Below are 13,820 nucleotides of genomic sequence, written 5' to 3' on the forward strand. Positions count from 1 at the left end.
CATGAATCGTTTCAAGTAAGCGCTTGCTGGCACAAGGTACGGAGGGCCCACGGGCGCGTCAATGATTCGGACAGGAATTGCCGGGCGCGGCGATCGAGCGCGGCCGGCGACGACCTCCACTCCCCCACGAGGGCGGGGGGCGGAAGGACCCAGGTCTGCGCGGGCGTGACCGACGGACCGAACACCGAAGGGCTCGCCGGAACACGGACCCGGGAAGGTCACGGTTGAATGAAGGGCGCCACAGACGACACGGACGGGACGGTCGCGCCGTCCCCGTGCGCAAACGCGGTACGGCCCGGCTCACCGTCGGTGAGCCGGGCCGTACCGCTATCCGGTGGGCGATACTGGGTTCGAACCAGTGACCTCTTCGGTGTGAACGAAGCGCTCTCCCACTGAGCTAATCGCCCGGACGCAGGAAGAACATTACCCCATGTCAGCCAGTGCCCGTGACGGGCGGGGGGCCGGTCGCCGCACCCCGCCCCGGCTCACTGGTTCTCGATCTTCCAGGGCATCACAAGGCCGAACTTCCACAGGTAGGCCCCGGTCAACGCGGCCGCGATCACCAAGCCGATCGAGGTCAGGATGATGTTCCGGCGCCGCACCCGTGGATCGAGGGCGCGCTGCGCCGCCTCGGTGACCTTGCGCTTGGTCCACCGGAGCACCAACTGGGCCCAGACGAACTCCGTCGCCCAGATCGCCATGCCGGCGAAGATCACCACCCACCCCGGCCCGGGCAGCACCAGCATGGCGGCCCCGGCCGCCACCACCGCGAGTCCCACGATGAAGACGCCGACCTGCCAGCTCAGGTGCAGGGCGCGCCGCGCCTGGACGAACGCCGGCGCCCGCGAGCCCAGCGCGCGCTCGTCCTTCACCTGGTCCGCCCCGTCCGTCCCCGCCCGATCCGCCGTCATGGCCGCCTCGCCGGGTGAGTCACTCCCCGTGTTCATACCGCCAAACACTACCGGAGACGATCCTGTCACCGGAACGGGCGCACCGGGCGAACGGCCTCTCGGCCGGTTGAGTTACGTATACCGATGCAAAACACCCAGAGGGGTTTACAACGGCACCGTAGGTGGCATGTCGATTTCGCCGACGTGCGAATCCCCGAGCGCACACTGAGCGAAAGGCCCTGGCGCTTATGAACACCACGGTCAGCTGCGAGCTGCACCTGCGCCTCGTTGTGTCGAGCGAGTCCTCCCTGCCTGTCCCCGCAGGCCTGCGGTACGACACGGCCGACCCCTACGCCGTGCACGCCACTTTTCACACCGGAGCCGAGGAAACCGTCGAGTGGGTGTTCGCCCGCGACCTCCTCGCCGAGGGGCTTCACCGTCCCACGGGCACCGGCGACGTCCGCGTCTGGCCATCGCGCAGTCATGGTCAGGGCGTCGTCTGCATCGCCCTGAGCTCCCCGGAGGGAGAGGCCCTGCTCGAGGCCCCGGCACGGGCTCTGGAGTCCTTCCTGAAGCGCACGGACGCCGCCGTGCCTCCCGGCACGGAACACCGGCACTTCGATCTCGATCAGGAGCTCTCACACATCCTGGCGGAAAGCTAGGGAGGGCTCACCGAACCGCCCGGCGCCGTCGACTCGGGGAGACGGCGCGGGCCCTGACAGCCGTGCGACGGCACACACCGGCGCCGACGCCGCGGGGCACCGCGGGCGGCGCCGTTGTGTTGCGCCCACGTCCCGGCCGGGCGGGTGATCGGGAGCCCTGGCCGGCCTTCCCGCGTCGCGTTTCGACGCCATGCGCGGGCCGGACAGCGGTCGGGGGCCGCAGGAGCCACTACCATCGGCCAGCATCGGCGGGCGCCCGCCCGACCCTCAGGCCAGGGAGCGAATCGTGCTGATCACCCACGACACCCGGTGCGCGCTGGACACCGTGGTGGATCTGGTGAACACCGCACCGGAGGACGACTCGGCACCGGACGGACTGCCGGACGTCGCGGCGCTCGAGAGCTTCGTGCACTCGCACCAGGTCAGTGAGGTCGGGGTACTCACGGAGTTCGACCTGTCGGCGGTGCGCAGGCTCCGCGGACGGTTCGCGGCGGTCTTCGCCGCTCCCGACGCCCACACCGCCGCCAAACTGATCAACGAACTGGTCGCGGCCGCGGGCACCACGCCCCGGCTCACGAACCACGACGGCTACGACTGGCATGTGCACTACTTCGCTCCCGGCGCCTCGATCACCGACCACCTGGCCGCGGACTGCGGAATGGCGCTGGCCTTCTTCGTGGTCGCCGGTGAGCGGGAGCGGCTGCGGCGCTGCGAGGCCCCGGACTGCCGGCACGCCTTCGTCGACCTTTCCCGCAACCGTTCGCGCCGCTACTGCGACAGCCGCACCTGCGGCAACCGCCTGCACGTCGCCGCATACCGCGCGCGGCGCAAGGAGGCGGCGGGCTGACCGCCGGGCTCCCCGGGCCGGGCGTACGGCAGACCCGGGACACGGCCGGGCCTGATGGACCCGGCAGGCCCGGCGTAGGTACGGGAAGGAAACCGATGCCGTGCCGACGCGGTCCCGACGGGTGGCGCCGGGTACCGCGGGTACGGCTCACAGCCACAGCAGGTCGTGCAGGGCAGCCGTGAGCAGCAGACACCCGATCACCGCAAGGAAGATCATCAGCGGTGGCTGGGAAAGGGCGAAGAGGCATCCGCGCGGCTCTTCCTGCGGCGGCGCGGCCTCGCTCTGTGTCGTGTCCAGCATCTCGCGGCGATCATGACGCATCGGAAGCGCCCGACGCGATCACCACTCAGGTAGTGAACGCGAGTTCACCGATTCCGTGATCTACCGCCCGAATCGCGATCGTTTACGGGTGTTCCGGGACTGACTGTGACGTTTCAGCCGTTTCCCCGGGCCCGGCCCCGCGTCACACCCGTCACCTGCGGAGCGGCACCTTCATATGCCGTGCTTCTTGAGGATCGCCTCGATGTCGCTGAAGTCGTCGTCGCCCCCGGCCGCGGGCCGGGACGCCGGGCGGGAGCCCTGGCCCAGTGAGGGCGCCGAGGCCTTCGGGGCCACCGCCCCGGGCTGAGCGGCCGCCTCGGCCGAGCGACGCTCCTTGCGTCCCTTCCGCTCCTCGCGTGTGCCGCCGCGACGGCGCTCCACCGCTCGCGTGGTCATGAACAGCACCCAGGCCAGGCCCAGCAGCCCGAAGCCGGCCCAGGCCGTGGGGCTGAAGGCGGTGTCGGCCAGCCACTTGACGACGCCGGTCATCACCAGGCCGATGGGAACGAGAGAGTAGGCGGCGATGCGGGTCGCGGCGAGGAAGCGCTTGCGCCACGCCGTGACCAGCGCGATGCCCATGCCTGCCGCGGAGACGGCGGCACAGACGGTCTCGGCAATCATCCGGTCCTCCAGGCAGAGTCGGTTCGGTGGCGACGGGCACGTGGCGACAGGCACTCCGTGCCCTTCCATCCTGCACCTTCCGGACCCCGTCGGGCCATGCTCCGATCGCAGATCAGGGACATCTCCGGGTCGGCTCCTCCCCAGGTGCCGGTGCGCCGTACTCCCTCGTCGGACCCGGTACGGACGATCGTCCGAGATCCGATTGGGTGCTGTGGGGCGGGGCTGGGAGACTGTCGGCCATGAGTGACTCCTCCCCCGACCGTGCCGCCGCCCCCGTTCTCGACGTGTGGTGCGAGCTGCAGTGCCCGGACTGCCGCGGCGCCCTCGACGATCTCCGCGCCCTGCGTGCCCGTTACGGCGACCGTCTGGAAGTGCGGCTGCGGCATTTCCCGCTGGAGAAGCACAAGCACGCCTTCGCCGCCGCGCAGGCCGTCGAGGAGGCGGTCGAGCAGGGGCAGGGCTGGGCGTATGCCGAGGCCGTGCTGGGACGGGTCGAGGAGCTGGCCCGTGAGGGAGAGCCCTTCCTGGTCCGGGTCGCCCGGGAACTCGAACTGGACGCCGAGGAGTTCGACACCGCGCTGATCGACGGCCGGCACATCCTGATCGTGGACGCGGACCAGGCCGAGGGCAAGGCGATCGGGGTGACCGGCACTCCGACCTATGTCATCGGTGGCGAGCGCCTCGACGGCGGCAAGAGCCAGGAGGGTCTGCGCGAACGCATCGAGGAGATCACGGACCGGCTGCTGGCCGAGCAGTAGGGGCGGATCGGGGCCGCCCGGCCCCCACGAACCGGCTCCGCCTCCCGCGTGGGCCGCCCGTCACAGCAGGTGCTTGTACATCGCGTACCGCGTCGTCCGGTAGCCGAGTGACGTATAGAGCCGCTCCGCCGGGGTGTTGCCCGTGAAGACGTTGAGCCCGACGGCCGGTTTCCCGGCGGCGACCGCCTGGGCCTCGGCGAGCAGCATGAGGGAACGTCCGTGCCCCTGGCCGCGGTGCGCGGCGGCGGTCTCGACGTCGAACACGTACGCACGCTCCCCCCGCACCGCGAGCCACAGTGTGCCCACGGGCGTGCCCCGGTGTTCGAGGACGCTGAGGAGCATGCCCTCGGTCCTGGGTCCGTCGGGCAGCAGGGCGGCATGGTTCTCGGCCGCCATGGCCCGCGCCCTGGCCTCCGGAACGCCGCGCTCGATCCGGTTCCGCGCGTGGTCCGCCTCGCTCTTGGCGGACCACGGGCCGTACTCGGCGTCGGTCATCGGCCGTGCGCGGCTGCCCTCCGGCAGGGCGGGCGGGGCGTCGCCCAGCGCCTTCTCCATGGCGTAGTTGCGTACGACGTAGCCGAGCGCCGTGGCAAGGCGGAAGGCGGCGTCAGTGCCGGAGTCAGCGGGGACGCTCGCCTCGATGCGGCGGCAGCCCCAGCTCCGCGCGATCTCCTCGGCGGCGAGCGCGGCCACCGTGCCCCGGCCGCGTCCGCGGTCCGGCTCCTCTATCCGCAGGCTCATGATGCGGGCCACGGCGTCACCCAGGGCAGGCTCGATGCCAAGTCGTACGCGTCCGACGGGACGGCTGTTCACGCACACCTGGTAGCGGCGGGAACGCGTGCCGTCAGGATTCTGCTGGAGCGGCTCGGTCGGCCGCAGGGTCGTGGTCATCACCGGGGTTCTACCCACTGCGGCCCGTCGGGTCAGCCGAATTTCCGCGCGCTCACGGATCGAGGTCGGCCGTGGCGTGCTCGTCGAAGATCCGCATGGCCTTGGCGGTCACCGGGCCCGGCGCGCCCGGCAGTTCACGGTCGTCGACACGGTGCACGGCCTGCACGTCCCGCAGGGTGGAGGTGAGGAAGATCTCGTCGGCCCGCTGGAGGACGTCCATCGGCAGATCAGTCTCTGCCGCGCCGGTCCACTCGACGGCCAGCGCCCGGGTGATGCCCGCGAGGCAGCCGGAGGCGACCGGCGGGGTGTGGATCTCGCCGTCCAGGACGACGAAGACGTTCGAGCCCGTGCCCTCGCAGAGCCGGCCGACCGTGTTGCCGAACAGCGCCTCGGAGGCACCCTGTTCACGGGCACGGGCGAGGGCGACCACGTTCTCGGCGTAGGAGGTGGTCTTCAGGCCGGTGAGCGCGCCGCGTTCGTTGCGGGTCCAGGGGACGGTGATCACGGCGGTGGAGTCGGGACGGCGGGTGGTGTCGCCCAGGGCGACGAGGAGCGTCGGGCCGTGTTCGCCGCGGTCGGAGCCGAGGGGGCCGTGGCCGCCGGTGTAGGTGATGCGCAGCCGGCCGAGCGGCATCGGGTTGGCCTCGAGGACGGCCGCGCAGGCGTGGCGGACCTCGTCGGCGTCGGGTTCGGTCAGGCCGAGGCCGCGGGCCGAGCGGGCCAGCCGGTCCAGATGCCGGGTCAGCGCGAACGGCCTGCCGTTCACGGCCTTCACCGTCTCGAAGATGCCGTCGCCCACGGTCAGTCCGTGGTCGAAGACGGAAACGCGGGCGGACTCGGTGTCCTGCAGCCCGCCGTCGAGCCAGATCTTCACCTCTAGGTCCCTTCACTCACCTCGTGCCCGCCCGACGCTACCGCGAGCAGCCGGGACGCCTTCAGTTCGGTCTCCCGCCACTCCCTCTCCGGGTCCGAGCCCCAGGTGATGCCGGCGCCGGTGCCGAACCGGAGCACGGCGGTGCCGTCCGCCCGCCGGTCGATCCAGAAGGTGCGGATGCCCACCGCCAGCCCGGCGGTGCCCCGGTCGGCGTCGACCCAGCCGATGCCGCCGCAGTACGGACCGCGGGGCGCCCGTTCCAGGGCGCCGATGATCCGCAGGGCGCTCGACTTGGGCGCGCCGGTGACGGAGCCGGGCGGGAAAGCGGCGGCGAACAGGTCGGGCCAGCCGGCCCCGGGCCGCAGTTCGCCCCGCACCGTGGACACGAGGTGCACCAGCCCCGGATGCTTCTCGACGACGCACAGGTCGGGCACCGTGACGCTGCCGGTGGCGCAGACCTGTCCGAGGTCGTTGCGGACGAGGTCCACGATCATCACGTTCTCGGCGTGGTCCTTGTCCAGGAGGTCGGCCTCGGTGCGCCCGGTGCCCTTGATCGGCCCGGACTCGACGGTCCGCCCCGCGCGGCTCAGGAAGAGCTCGGGTGACGCGGTGGCGATCTCCACACCGTGTCCGGGCAGGCGGATCGTTCCCGCGTACGGGGCCGGGTTGCCGCGTGCCAGCAGGGCGGTGAGGGCGTCCACGTCGGCGTCGGCCGGGACGGGGGCGGAAAGCACCCGGCAGAGGTTGGCCTGGTACACCTCGCCGGCGGCTATGTGCTCGCGGATGCGCCGGACGCCGGCCACGTACGCCTTGTAGTCGAGGGAGGACGTCCAGTCGCCGACGGCGGGCCCCCGCCAGCCGCCGGGCACCGGCGCGGGCACCGGCTGCTCGCGGACGTCCCGGAAGCGTGCGCAGGTCAGACGGCCCTCGAAGTCCGCGCAGACGGCCCAGAAGCCACGGGAATCCAGTGCCGCGGGATCGTCGGTGACGTCGAGGAGTCCGGTGGCCACGCGGCTGCCGAAACGGGCGAGGGGTGGGAGATCGAGCACGTCGTCGAGTCTATGGCGGGGGACGCCGAGGTGACCTGGCCGTGTCCGCGGGCGGGCGCAGCGCAGCACGCTGCACAAACGGGTTTTTGTACTGGCCCCGGAATCCGCTAGAGTTCACCACGTCGCCGGGACGCGGAAACGGACCGGATCGACAGGCGGACGTAGCTCAGTTGGTAGAGCGCAACCTTGCCAAGGTTGAGGTCGCGAGTTCGAACCTCGTCGTCCGCTCGAAGGAACGGGGGCCTCCCGGGCCCCCACACTCCTGGTGGAGTGGCCGAGAGGCGAGGCAACGGCCTGCAAAGCCGTCTACACGGGTTCAAATCCCGTCTCCACCTCCATGGACGATTAGCTCAGCGGGAGAGCGCTTCCCTGACACGGAAGAGGTCACTGGTTCAATCCCAGTATCGTCCACTGGATCTTCGGATCCTCCGCGCGATTAGCTCAGCGGGAGAGCGCTTCCCTGACACGGAAGAGGTCACTGGTTCAATCCCAGTATCGCGCACGCACCGTCCGTGATCCGCTCCTCGGAGCGATCGTGGTCCCGAGGACGATTAGCTCAGCGGGAGAGCGCTTCCCTGACACGGAAGAGGTCACTGGTTCAATCCCAGTATCGTCCACCACCCCGGAACCCCCGGCCGTTCAGCGGCCGGGGGTTCCGTCGTCCTCGGGGTGCGATCAGGACGAGAACAGCATGCGGCCGAAGCCCTTGTTCCGGTGGTGGCCGTAGTGGTGACCGCCGTGCGGGGCGCCCCAAGCGGGCTGCGGCGCCGCCGGGTACGCCTGCGGGGCGGGCGGCACGGGCGGCGGCGCGGGCTGGGACCACTGGGACTCCAGCCGGGTCAGCGACTCGAGTTCGCCGTAGTCGAGAAAGATGCCTCGGCAGCCGCTGCACTGCTCGATCTGAACACCGTTGCGGTTGTAGGTGTGCATCGGCGCACGACACTTCGGACACTGCATGTTCGGTCAACTCCTCGCCGGTCGGCCCTGCTTCGTGTTTCGCCAGGACAGACTCTGTCCGGCTGCGGTCGGTTGCAGCCTACTTCGTCGACTTGTGCGTCAACTGGCCCGGGATCGCGGCCATTCGCCGGCAGGCGTCGACCACGGCACGGTCCAGCTCGTCCAGGTCCCGCCCCTCCGCCACGGCCTTGGTGACCGTTCGCGCGGCGGTCTGCACGGTGAGGGCGCGGGCCGGGACGTCCAGGACGGCCCAGGGGTCGTCCCCCGGGCCGAACGCGGTTCCGCCCGCGGCCCGGTAGGCGTCGAGGAACCGTAGCCATTCCTCCCCCGGCAGCAGCCCGCAGGCGAACCAGGCCGCGGGGCGTGCGAGGTCCCAGGCCGGGGCGCCCACGCCGAGATCGTCGATGTCTATCAGCCGCCAGGGCCCCTCGGGCAGGCGCACCAGCTGGCCCAGGTGGAGATCGCCGTGGCACAGGGCGGCCGGCTGCGGCATGGGGGCCTCGGCGCGCGCCCAGGCGGGCAGGGCCGCCCAGGCCCACAGCACGGGAGCCACAGCCGGGTGATCGCCGACGGCGCGGAGCCCGGCAACGGCACGGGCCGCCTTGAGGGGGCCGCGCATGTCCGGCGCCGACTCGGGCACGGGTGCGCGGTGCAGCAGGGCGAGCAGGGTACCGACGGCCTCCCAGGGGGCGGCGTCGGGATCGTCCGGGTCGACCGGGCTGCCGTACGGCCAGAAGGTCACGAGGCGTCCGTGCAGGTCGACCGGTGCCGGTCCGAGCGAGGGCAGGAACACGTCCGGGAGCCCGGCGGAAATGGTGAGGCGCCGGGCCAGCTCACCGGCGTCGGCGTCCGGGGCATGGGCCTTCGCGACGGTGTCCGCGTGCCGGACGACGGTGCCGTCCGCGCGGTCGGCCAGGGTGCCGGTCGCCCCGCAGGGGCAGGTGGGGGTGCGGGTGTGGGCGATGCCTTCGGCCCGGGCGGTGAGTTCGGGAAGGAGGGTGGTGGCTGTCACGGGACTCCCTGGGTGCGGCCTGGGGAGAGGGTATGCGGGGGTGTGGCCGACGTTGGCGCCGGTCGTGCGAGGGGGGAAGCAGAGACACGGCTCACCGCAGTGACGAGGCAGCTGTACGCGCCGGCTCAGGCGCAAGAAAGTGCCGGCGCAGCTCCCCAGCTGCGCCGGCATTTGTGCCGTCCGCCGCACCCCCGTCCCCACGGGGTTTCATGGGTGGATGTCCCCGCCCGGACCGCTCTTCCGGGCCTGGGGTCGCCGCTCAGCGCCCCAGCATCTCGCCCACGGACGACGCTTGTGTGGCCACCGTCTCCCACCCGTCGAAGACGAGGAGGAGCAGGACCGCCAGGGGGAGGGCCATGAGCGTCGCCACCACGGGGTGGCGACGGCCCTCGCGGCGCGGGCGGAACGCGGCGGTGCCCGCCTGCTGTACCCGCGTGCGGACGAGTGTCCGCGGTGCCGTGTGGGCCATGGCCCCTCTCCTGACCGTTTCTGTTGTCATGCTGCTTCAGGTGTCTTTGTGCGCCTTGGCAGCGGCGGGCGTCCGACCTCGGGGGACGAGTACCGCACCCGCCGCTCGATCTCAAATCTAGGGGCCCGGCGCCGCCCGGACGTCATGCCCTCGTACCGATTACCGGGCCTCCCGGAGGATGAGCCATGCCCTGCGGCGTACTCCCCTGGGTGGAGACGGACTCCTCCGTATCAGGGACATCCCCGAGGGGACGCCCCGCCCGTCCCCTCGCCTACTCGGAATCGTCCGCCCTCGGTACCGGCTGCTCGACCAGCGCGAGCACGCGGTTCGCCATGAAACGGGCGGTCCGCACCACCGAGCCCGTACGCGTGACTTCACTCACTTCCACCACGCCCCGGCGCACCGCTGTCTCCACCCTGCGGCCCGCCCTGCTCGCCACCACCTCGTACGTCCGCGTCGTGTCCCCCGCGTCCACGACTATCTCCACACGATCACCCTTCACTTGATCAATCCCCCTTCGGTGTCAAGTGGTTGGGATCATGCTCGGGCGCGGGCCCGGCCTGCTCGCGCCTTCCCCGACCACTCTTCAAGTTTCCCACCCACCACTGACAATCCGTCGTCACGAGAGGGCGCGGCCTCTGCGCACGGGAGCCCGGGGAAACGTAAGCTGAGGCACGTCACAGGACCGGGCAGCGGGGATGAACATGGCGATGATGCGCCTGAGGCGCGAGGACCCGCGCGTCGTCGGCTCTTTCAGACTTCACCGGCGACTCGGTGCGGGCGGGATGGGCGTCGTCTACCTGGGCTCCGACAAGAAGGGGCAGCGGGTGGCGCTGAAGGTCATCCGTCCCGATCTGGCGGAGGACCAGGAGTTCCGTTCGCGGTTCGCCCGCGAGGTCTCCGCCGCGCGCCGAATCCGCGGCGGGTGCACGGCCCGCCTGGTGGCCGCCGACCTGGACGCGGACCGGCCGTGGTTCGCCACGCAGTACGTCCCCGGCCCGTCGCTGCACGACCGGGTCGCCGACGAGGGGCCGCTCGGCGCGGCCGAGGTCGCCGCGGTCGGCGCGGCCCTGTCGGAGGGGCTGGTCGCCGTGCACGAGGCCGGGGTGGTGCACCGGGACCTGAAGCCGTCCAACATCCTGCTGTCCCCGAAGGGACCGCGGATCATCGACTTCGGCATCGCCTGGGCCACCGGCGCCTCGACGCTCACCCACGTCGGTACGGCGGTCGGCTCCCCCGGCTTCCTCGCCCCGGAACAGGTGCGCGGTGCGGCCGTCACCCCGGCCACGGACGTGTTCTCGCTGGGCGCCACGCTCGCGTACGCGTCGATGGGCGACTCGCCCTTCGGGCACGGCAGTTCCGAGGTGATGCTGTACCGCGTCGTGCACGAGGAGGCTCATCTGCACGATGTCCCGGACGCGTTGGCGCCGCTCGTCCGCGCCTGTCTGGCGAAGGACCCCGAGGAGCGGCCCAGCACCCTCCAGTTGTCGCTGCGGCTCAAGGAGATCGCCGCACGGGAGGGCCAGGGATTCGCCGACGTACGTCCGCCCGCACCCCGCGGCGCGGAGCCGGAGCGGATGACCGGGCGGCAGTCCGGGACCCATCCGGACCGCGTGCAGCGCCGGGCCCCGGGTCAGCAGGGCACGCCCGGGGGCCGGGCCACTCCCCCGCCGTCCGGGGCGTCCGCCGGACGCGGTGCCGCTCCGGCCGGGAGCGGACCGTCGCCGCGGCGCGGCGACCGGCGGGTGCCCGCGGCGCGCGGGAGCGGCCCGTCACGCGGTGGCGCCTCGCGCGGTGGTACGCCGTCCCGGTCCGGCCCGCGGTCCACGTCGGGGTCGCAGAACCCGACCCGGTCGGGCACCGGCTCCCGTCGTCCCGGACCCCGGACGGCGGGTGGCGGGCTGCGGCCGGCCAATCCGCGGCTGCTCCGGCAGCGGCTGTTCGTGTTCGTCGTGGTGACGCTGGTCGTCGCGGTCGGCATCGCCCTGGTGCAGGGCTGCCAGGGCCCGGCCCACGGACTCGGCGACGACGGCAACAGCGGCGGCAACGGCGTGCGGACCCAGCAGGGGCAGGGGTGGAGCGGCTAGGAACCGACGGTGCGGGGCGAGCTCGTGCCCGAGCGGTGTGTGTCGAGGACGGGCCGGGACGGCTGACCCGGCAGGGGTCCGGACCCGCGCCCGCCGAGCCCTCCGTCTTCGGATCAGTCTCCGGCTCGTGCTTCGGTACCCCTCACGGGGCAGGTCTGCCCGTCGCCACCGCGTAGAAGGCGACCGCGGCCGCGGCGCCCACGTTGAGGGAGTCGACGCCGTGGGACATCGGGATGCGGACCCGTTCGTCGGCCGCGACCAGGGCCTGGGCGGACAGCCCGTCGCCCTCCGCGCCCAGCATGAGGGCGACCCGGTCCATCCGGTGCGGGGCGGCCTCGTCGAGGCTTCGGGCCTTCTCGTCGGGTGTCAGGGCCAGGAGTGTGAAGCCCTCCTCGCGGACCGTTTCCAGGCTCTTGGGCCAGTTGTCCAGCCGGGCGTACGGCACGGAGAAGACCGCGCCCATGGAGACCTTGACACTGCGGCGGTAGAGCGGGTCGGCGCAGTCCGGGGAGAGCAGGACGGCGTCCATGCCGAGGGCCGCCGCCGAGCGGAAGATGGCCCCGATGTTGGTGTGGTCGTTGACCGACTCCATGATCACCACCCGGCGGGTGGTGCGGAGGAGTTCGGCCGCCGTGGGCAGTGGCTTGCGCTGCATGGAGGCGAGCGCGCCGCGGTGCACGTGGTAGCCGGTGACCCGTTCGGCGAGTTCTGGGCTCACGGCGTAGACCGGCGCGGGGAGTTCGTCGATGACGTCGCGCATGACGTCGACCCACTTGGCCGAGAGCAGCATGGAGCGCATCTCGTAGCCCGCGTCCTTGGCGCGTCTGATGACCTTCTCGCCCTCGGCGATGAACAGGCCCTCGGCGGGTTCGCGTGTGCGGCGCAACTCCACGTCGGTCAGGCCCGTGTAGTCGTGCAGGCGCGGGTCGTCGGGGTCCTCAAGGGTGATGAGATCGGCCACAGGGGTGATACTGCCTTGTCCTGGATGGGGTGCCAACGGCCGGGACCGGCCGTGTTACCGAGGGTTACTTCCGGATGGGTCGCCCGGGGTCACCGCGAGGCCCGCGAAGGCTTCGGAGCCTGCGCGGACGGGGGGCCGACGTTCACGACCTCCCCGATGACGATCACCGCCGGCGGTTTGACCTCCTCGGCGCGGACGGTCTCGGCGACCGTGGCGAGGGTGGCGTCGACGCGGCGCTGCGCGGCCGTGGTGCCCTCCTGGACCAGGGCGACCGGGGTGTCCGGGGACCTGCCGTGCGCCACGAGGGTCTCGGCGATCCGGCCGATCTTGTCGACACCCATGAGGACCACCAGGGTGCCGGTCAGCTTCGCCAGGGACGGCCAGTCGGCCAGGGAACGCTCGTCGTCGGGCGCGACATGGCCGCTGACCACGGTGAACTCATGGGCCACACCGCGGTGGGTGACCGGAATCCCGGCAGCGCCCGGCACCGAGATGGAGCTGGAGATGCCGGGGACGACCGTGCACGGGATGCCCGCCTCGGCGAGCGCCTGAAGCTCCTCCATGCCGCGGCCGAAGACATACGGGTCGCCGCCCTTGAGCCGGACCACCGACTTGCCCTGCCTGGCGTGTTCGATCAGCGCGTTGTTGATGGCCTCCTGCGCCATGAACCGGCCGTACGGGATCTTCGCCGCGTCGATCACCTCGACGTGCGGCGGGAGTTCGGCCAGCAGGTCACGCGGGCCGAGCCGGTCGGCGATGACGACGTCCGCCTCGGCGAGCAGCCGGCGGCCGCGCACGGTGATCAGGTCCGGGTCGCCGGGACCACCGCCGACCAGGGCGACGCCCGGGGTGCGGGTGCGGTGGTGCGGGGCGACGAGGGTGCCGTCGCGCAGGCCCTCGACCACGGCGTCACGGATGGCGGCGGTGCGGCGGGGGTCGCGGCCCTTGGCGTCCGTGGTGAGGACGGCGACGGTGACGCCCTCGCTGTGCCCGGTGGCCGGGGTCCAGGCGGTGGCCCGGTCCGCGTCGTCGGAACGGACGCACCAGACGCGGTGGCGTTCCGCCTCGGCGGAGGCCCGGGTGTTGGCCTCGTCGTCGCCGGTGGCGATCAGGGCGTACCAGGCGTCCGCGAGGTCGCCCTCGGTGTACCGGCGCCGCTGCCAGGTGATCTCGCCGGCGTCCGCCATCGCCTCCACCGACGGCGTCGCCTCGGGGGAGATCAGAAGGATGTCGCCGCCGGCCGCGATGAGGGCGGGCAGGCGACGCTGGGCGACCTGGCCACCGCCGAGCACGACCACTCGACGGCCGGTGAGGCGGAGGCCCACGGGGTAGGCGGGGTGTTCGGCCATGAGGTGCGGCTCCTCGTACAGGCGGCGTGCGCGGGCGCTACGGCACTGGAGCGGCCCTGACGTGCGGTGTGC

General features: G+C 72.1%; 16 protein-coding genes and 6 tRNA genes. 9 read left to right on the forward strand and 13 right to left on the reverse strand.

What is annotated here, in order from left to right:
* Positions 1-335: 335 nt before the first annotated feature.
* Both DIZ27_RS18290 and DIZ27_RS18295 read right to left on the reverse strand, forming a co-directional pair.
* Positions 336-407 (reverse strand) — tRNA-Val (locus DIZ27_RS18290).
* A 78-nt stretch (positions 408-485) separates the two neighbouring features.
* Positions 486-947 (reverse strand): TIGR02611 family protein, encoded by a 462-nt coding sequence (locus tag DIZ27_RS18295; protein WP_109379495.1) that lies wholly within the window; start codon positions 945-947, stop codon positions 486-488.
* Positions 948-1,138: 191 nt separating this feature from the next.
* On the opposite strand from DIZ27_RS18295, the gene DIZ27_RS18300 reads away from it, so the two are divergent.
* Together DIZ27_RS18300 and DIZ27_RS18305 are read left to right on the forward strand one after the other, a co-directional pair.
* Positions 1,139-1,552 (forward strand): SsgA family sporulation/cell division regulator, encoded by a 414-nt coding sequence (locus tag DIZ27_RS18300; RefSeq protein WP_004002642.1) that lies wholly within the window; start codon positions 1,139-1,141, stop codon positions 1,550-1,552.
* Between the two features lie 286 nt (positions 1,553-1,838).
* Positions 1,839-2,399 (forward strand): CGNR zinc finger domain-containing protein, encoded by a 561-nt coding sequence (locus DIZ27_RS18305; RefSeq protein ID WP_109379496.1) that lies wholly within the window; start codon positions 1,839-1,841, stop codon positions 2,397-2,399.
* 147 nt (positions 2,400-2,546) lie between these two features.
* Here DIZ27_RS18305 and DIZ27_RS45755 read toward each other — a convergent pair whose 3' ends face one another.
* On the reverse strand, positions 2,547-2,699 hold the full coding sequence (locus DIZ27_RS45755) for a hypothetical protein (protein ID WP_181383571.1): 153 nt from the start codon (positions 2,697-2,699) through the stop codon (positions 2,547-2,549).
* Between the two features lie 192 nt (positions 2,700-2,891).
* On the reverse strand, positions 2,892-3,341 hold the full coding sequence (locus DIZ27_RS18310; protein WP_109379497.1) for a hypothetical protein: 450 nt from the start codon (positions 3,339-3,341) through the stop codon (positions 2,892-2,894).
* A gap of 239 nt (positions 3,342-3,580) precedes the next feature.
* Here DIZ27_RS18310 and DIZ27_RS18315 point away from each other — a divergent pair, with 239 nt between their 5' ends.
* Entirely contained in the window at positions 3,581-4,099 is a 519-nt protein-coding gene (locus tag DIZ27_RS18315; RefSeq protein ID WP_109379498.1) for a DsbA family protein, read from the forward strand.
* 60 nt (positions 4,100-4,159) lie between these two features.
* On the opposite strand, the gene DIZ27_RS18320 is transcribed toward DIZ27_RS18315, so the two are convergent.
* The 3 genes from DIZ27_RS18320 to DIZ27_RS18330 are packed head-to-tail and all read right to left on the reverse strand — an operon-like array spanning position 4,160 to position 6,913.
* A complete protein-coding gene (locus tag DIZ27_RS18320) occupies positions 4,160-4,990 on the reverse strand; it encodes a GNAT family N-acetyltransferase (RefSeq protein WP_109379499.1) in 831 nt (276 codons plus the stop codon).
* Between the two features lie 52 nt (positions 4,991-5,042).
* A complete protein-coding gene (locus DIZ27_RS18325; RefSeq protein ID WP_109379500.1) occupies positions 5,043-5,864 on the reverse strand; it encodes an aminotransferase class IV in 822 nt (273 codons plus the stop codon).
* Positions 5,865-5,866: 2 nt separating this feature from the next.
* Complete coding sequence (locus tag DIZ27_RS18330; protein WP_109379501.1) at positions 5,867-6,913, reverse strand: chorismate-binding protein; 1,047 nt, start codon at positions 6,911-6,913, stop codon at positions 5,867-5,869.
* 155 nt (positions 6,914-7,068) lie between these two features.
* Between DIZ27_RS18330 and DIZ27_RS18335 the strand changes: the two genes are divergently transcribed.
* The 5 genes from DIZ27_RS18335 (at position 7,069) to DIZ27_RS18355 (ending at position 7,533) form a co-directional block, all read left to right on the forward strand.
* Positions 7,069-7,141 (forward strand) — tRNA-Gly (locus DIZ27_RS18335).
* A gap of 36 nt (positions 7,142-7,177) precedes the next feature.
* Positions 7,178-7,251: transfer RNA gene (locus DIZ27_RS18340), tRNA-Cys, on the forward strand.
* A gap of 1 nt (position 7,252) precedes the next feature.
* Positions 7,253-7,324 (forward strand) — tRNA-Val (locus tag DIZ27_RS18345).
* Positions 7,325-7,343: 19 nt separating this feature from the next.
* Positions 7,344-7,415: transfer RNA gene (locus DIZ27_RS18350), tRNA-Val, on the forward strand.
* 43 nt (positions 7,416-7,458) lie between these two features.
* A tRNA-Val gene (locus tag DIZ27_RS18355) sits at positions 7,459-7,533 on the forward strand.
* A 55-nt stretch (positions 7,534-7,588) separates the two neighbouring features.
* Here DIZ27_RS18355 and DIZ27_RS18360 read toward each other — a convergent pair.
* From DIZ27_RS18360 to DIZ27_RS18375, 4 genes are all read right to left on the reverse strand, one after another.
* Complete coding sequence (locus DIZ27_RS18360; protein WP_109379502.1) at positions 7,589-7,870, reverse strand: zf-TFIIB domain-containing protein; 282 nt, start codon at positions 7,868-7,870, stop codon at positions 7,589-7,591.
* Positions 7,871-7,949: 79 nt separating this feature from the next.
* Complete coding sequence (locus DIZ27_RS18365) at positions 7,950-8,882, reverse strand: aminoglycoside phosphotransferase family protein (protein WP_181383572.1); 933 nt, start codon at positions 8,880-8,882, stop codon at positions 7,950-7,952.
* A gap of 259 nt (positions 8,883-9,141) precedes the next feature.
* Positions 9,142-9,351, reverse strand: a complete 210-nt coding sequence (locus tag DIZ27_RS18370; protein ID WP_109379504.1) for a hypothetical protein — start codon at positions 9,349-9,351, stop codon at positions 9,142-9,144.
* Positions 9,352-9,622: 271 nt separating this feature from the next.
* Positions 9,623-9,853: a hypothetical protein gene (locus DIZ27_RS18375; RefSeq protein ID WP_109379505.1), complete on the reverse strand. Its 231-nt coding sequence runs from the start codon at positions 9,851-9,853 to the stop codon at positions 9,623-9,625.
* A 196-nt stretch (positions 9,854-10,049) separates the two neighbouring features.
* On the opposite strand from DIZ27_RS18375, the gene DIZ27_RS18380 reads away from it, so the two are divergent.
* Positions 10,050-11,438, forward strand: coding sequence for a serine/threonine protein kinase (locus DIZ27_RS18380; RefSeq protein WP_109379506.1), 1,389 nt, complete (start codon positions 10,050-10,052; stop codon positions 11,436-11,438).
* 142 nt (positions 11,439-11,580) lie between these two features.
* On the opposite strand, the gene DIZ27_RS18385 is transcribed toward DIZ27_RS18380, so the two are convergent.
* Together DIZ27_RS18385 and cobA are read right to left on the reverse strand one after the other, a co-directional pair.
* The gene (locus tag DIZ27_RS18385) at positions 11,581-12,399 is read right to left on the reverse strand and encodes an RNA methyltransferase (RefSeq protein ID WP_109379507.1); all 819 of its coding nucleotides are present in this window, start codon (positions 12,397-12,399) and stop codon (positions 11,581-11,583) included.
* An 89-nt stretch (positions 12,400-12,488) separates the two neighbouring features.
* A complete protein-coding gene (cobA, locus tag DIZ27_RS18390; protein WP_109379508.1) occupies positions 12,489-13,748 on the reverse strand; it encodes a uroporphyrinogen-III C-methyltransferase in 1,260 nt (419 codons plus the stop codon).
* Positions 13,749-13,820 lie beyond the last annotated feature (72 nt).

The organism is Streptomyces sp. NWU339 (assembly GCF_003143855.1).
Taxonomy (GTDB): domain Bacteria; phylum Actinomycetota; class Actinomycetes; order Streptomycetales; family Streptomycetaceae; genus Streptomyces.

Coding starts and splice junctions, on each gene's coding strand:
- DIZ27_RS18300 (WP_004002642.1), top strand. CDS start 1,139: ATGAACACCACGGTCAGCTGCGAGCTGCACCTGCGCCTCGTTGTGTCG.
- DIZ27_RS18310 (WP_109379497.1), bottom strand. CDS start 3,341: ATGATTGCCGAGACCGTCTGTGCCGCCGTCTCCGCGGCAGGCATGGGC.
- DIZ27_RS18320 (WP_109379499.1), bottom strand. CDS start 4,990: ATGACCACGACCCTGCGGCCGACCGAGCCGCTCCAGCAGAATCCTGAC.
- cobA (WP_109379508.1), bottom strand. CDS start 13,748: ATGGCCGAACACCCCGCCTACCCCGTGGGCCTCCGCCTCACCGGCCGT.
- DIZ27_RS45755 (WP_181383571.1), bottom strand. CDS start 2,699: ATGCTGGACACGACACAGAGCGAGGCCGCGCCGCCGCAGGAAGAGCCG.
- DIZ27_RS18360 (WP_109379502.1), bottom strand. CDS start 7,870: ATGCAGTGTCCGAAGTGTCGTGCGCCGATGCACACCTACAACCGCAAC.
- DIZ27_RS18370 (WP_109379504.1), bottom strand. CDS start 9,351: ATGGCCCACACGGCACCGCGGACACTCGTCCGCACGCGGGTACAGCAG.
- DIZ27_RS18315 (WP_109379498.1), top strand. CDS start 3,581: ATGAGTGACTCCTCCCCCGACCGTGCCGCCGCCCCCGTTCTCGACGTG.
- DIZ27_RS18380 (WP_109379506.1), top strand. CDS start 10,050: ATGAACATGGCGATGATGCGCCTGAGGCGCGAGGACCCGCGCGTCGTC.
- DIZ27_RS18295 (WP_109379495.1), bottom strand. CDS start 947: ATGAACACGGGGAGTGACTCACCCGGCGAGGCGGCCATGACGGCGGAT.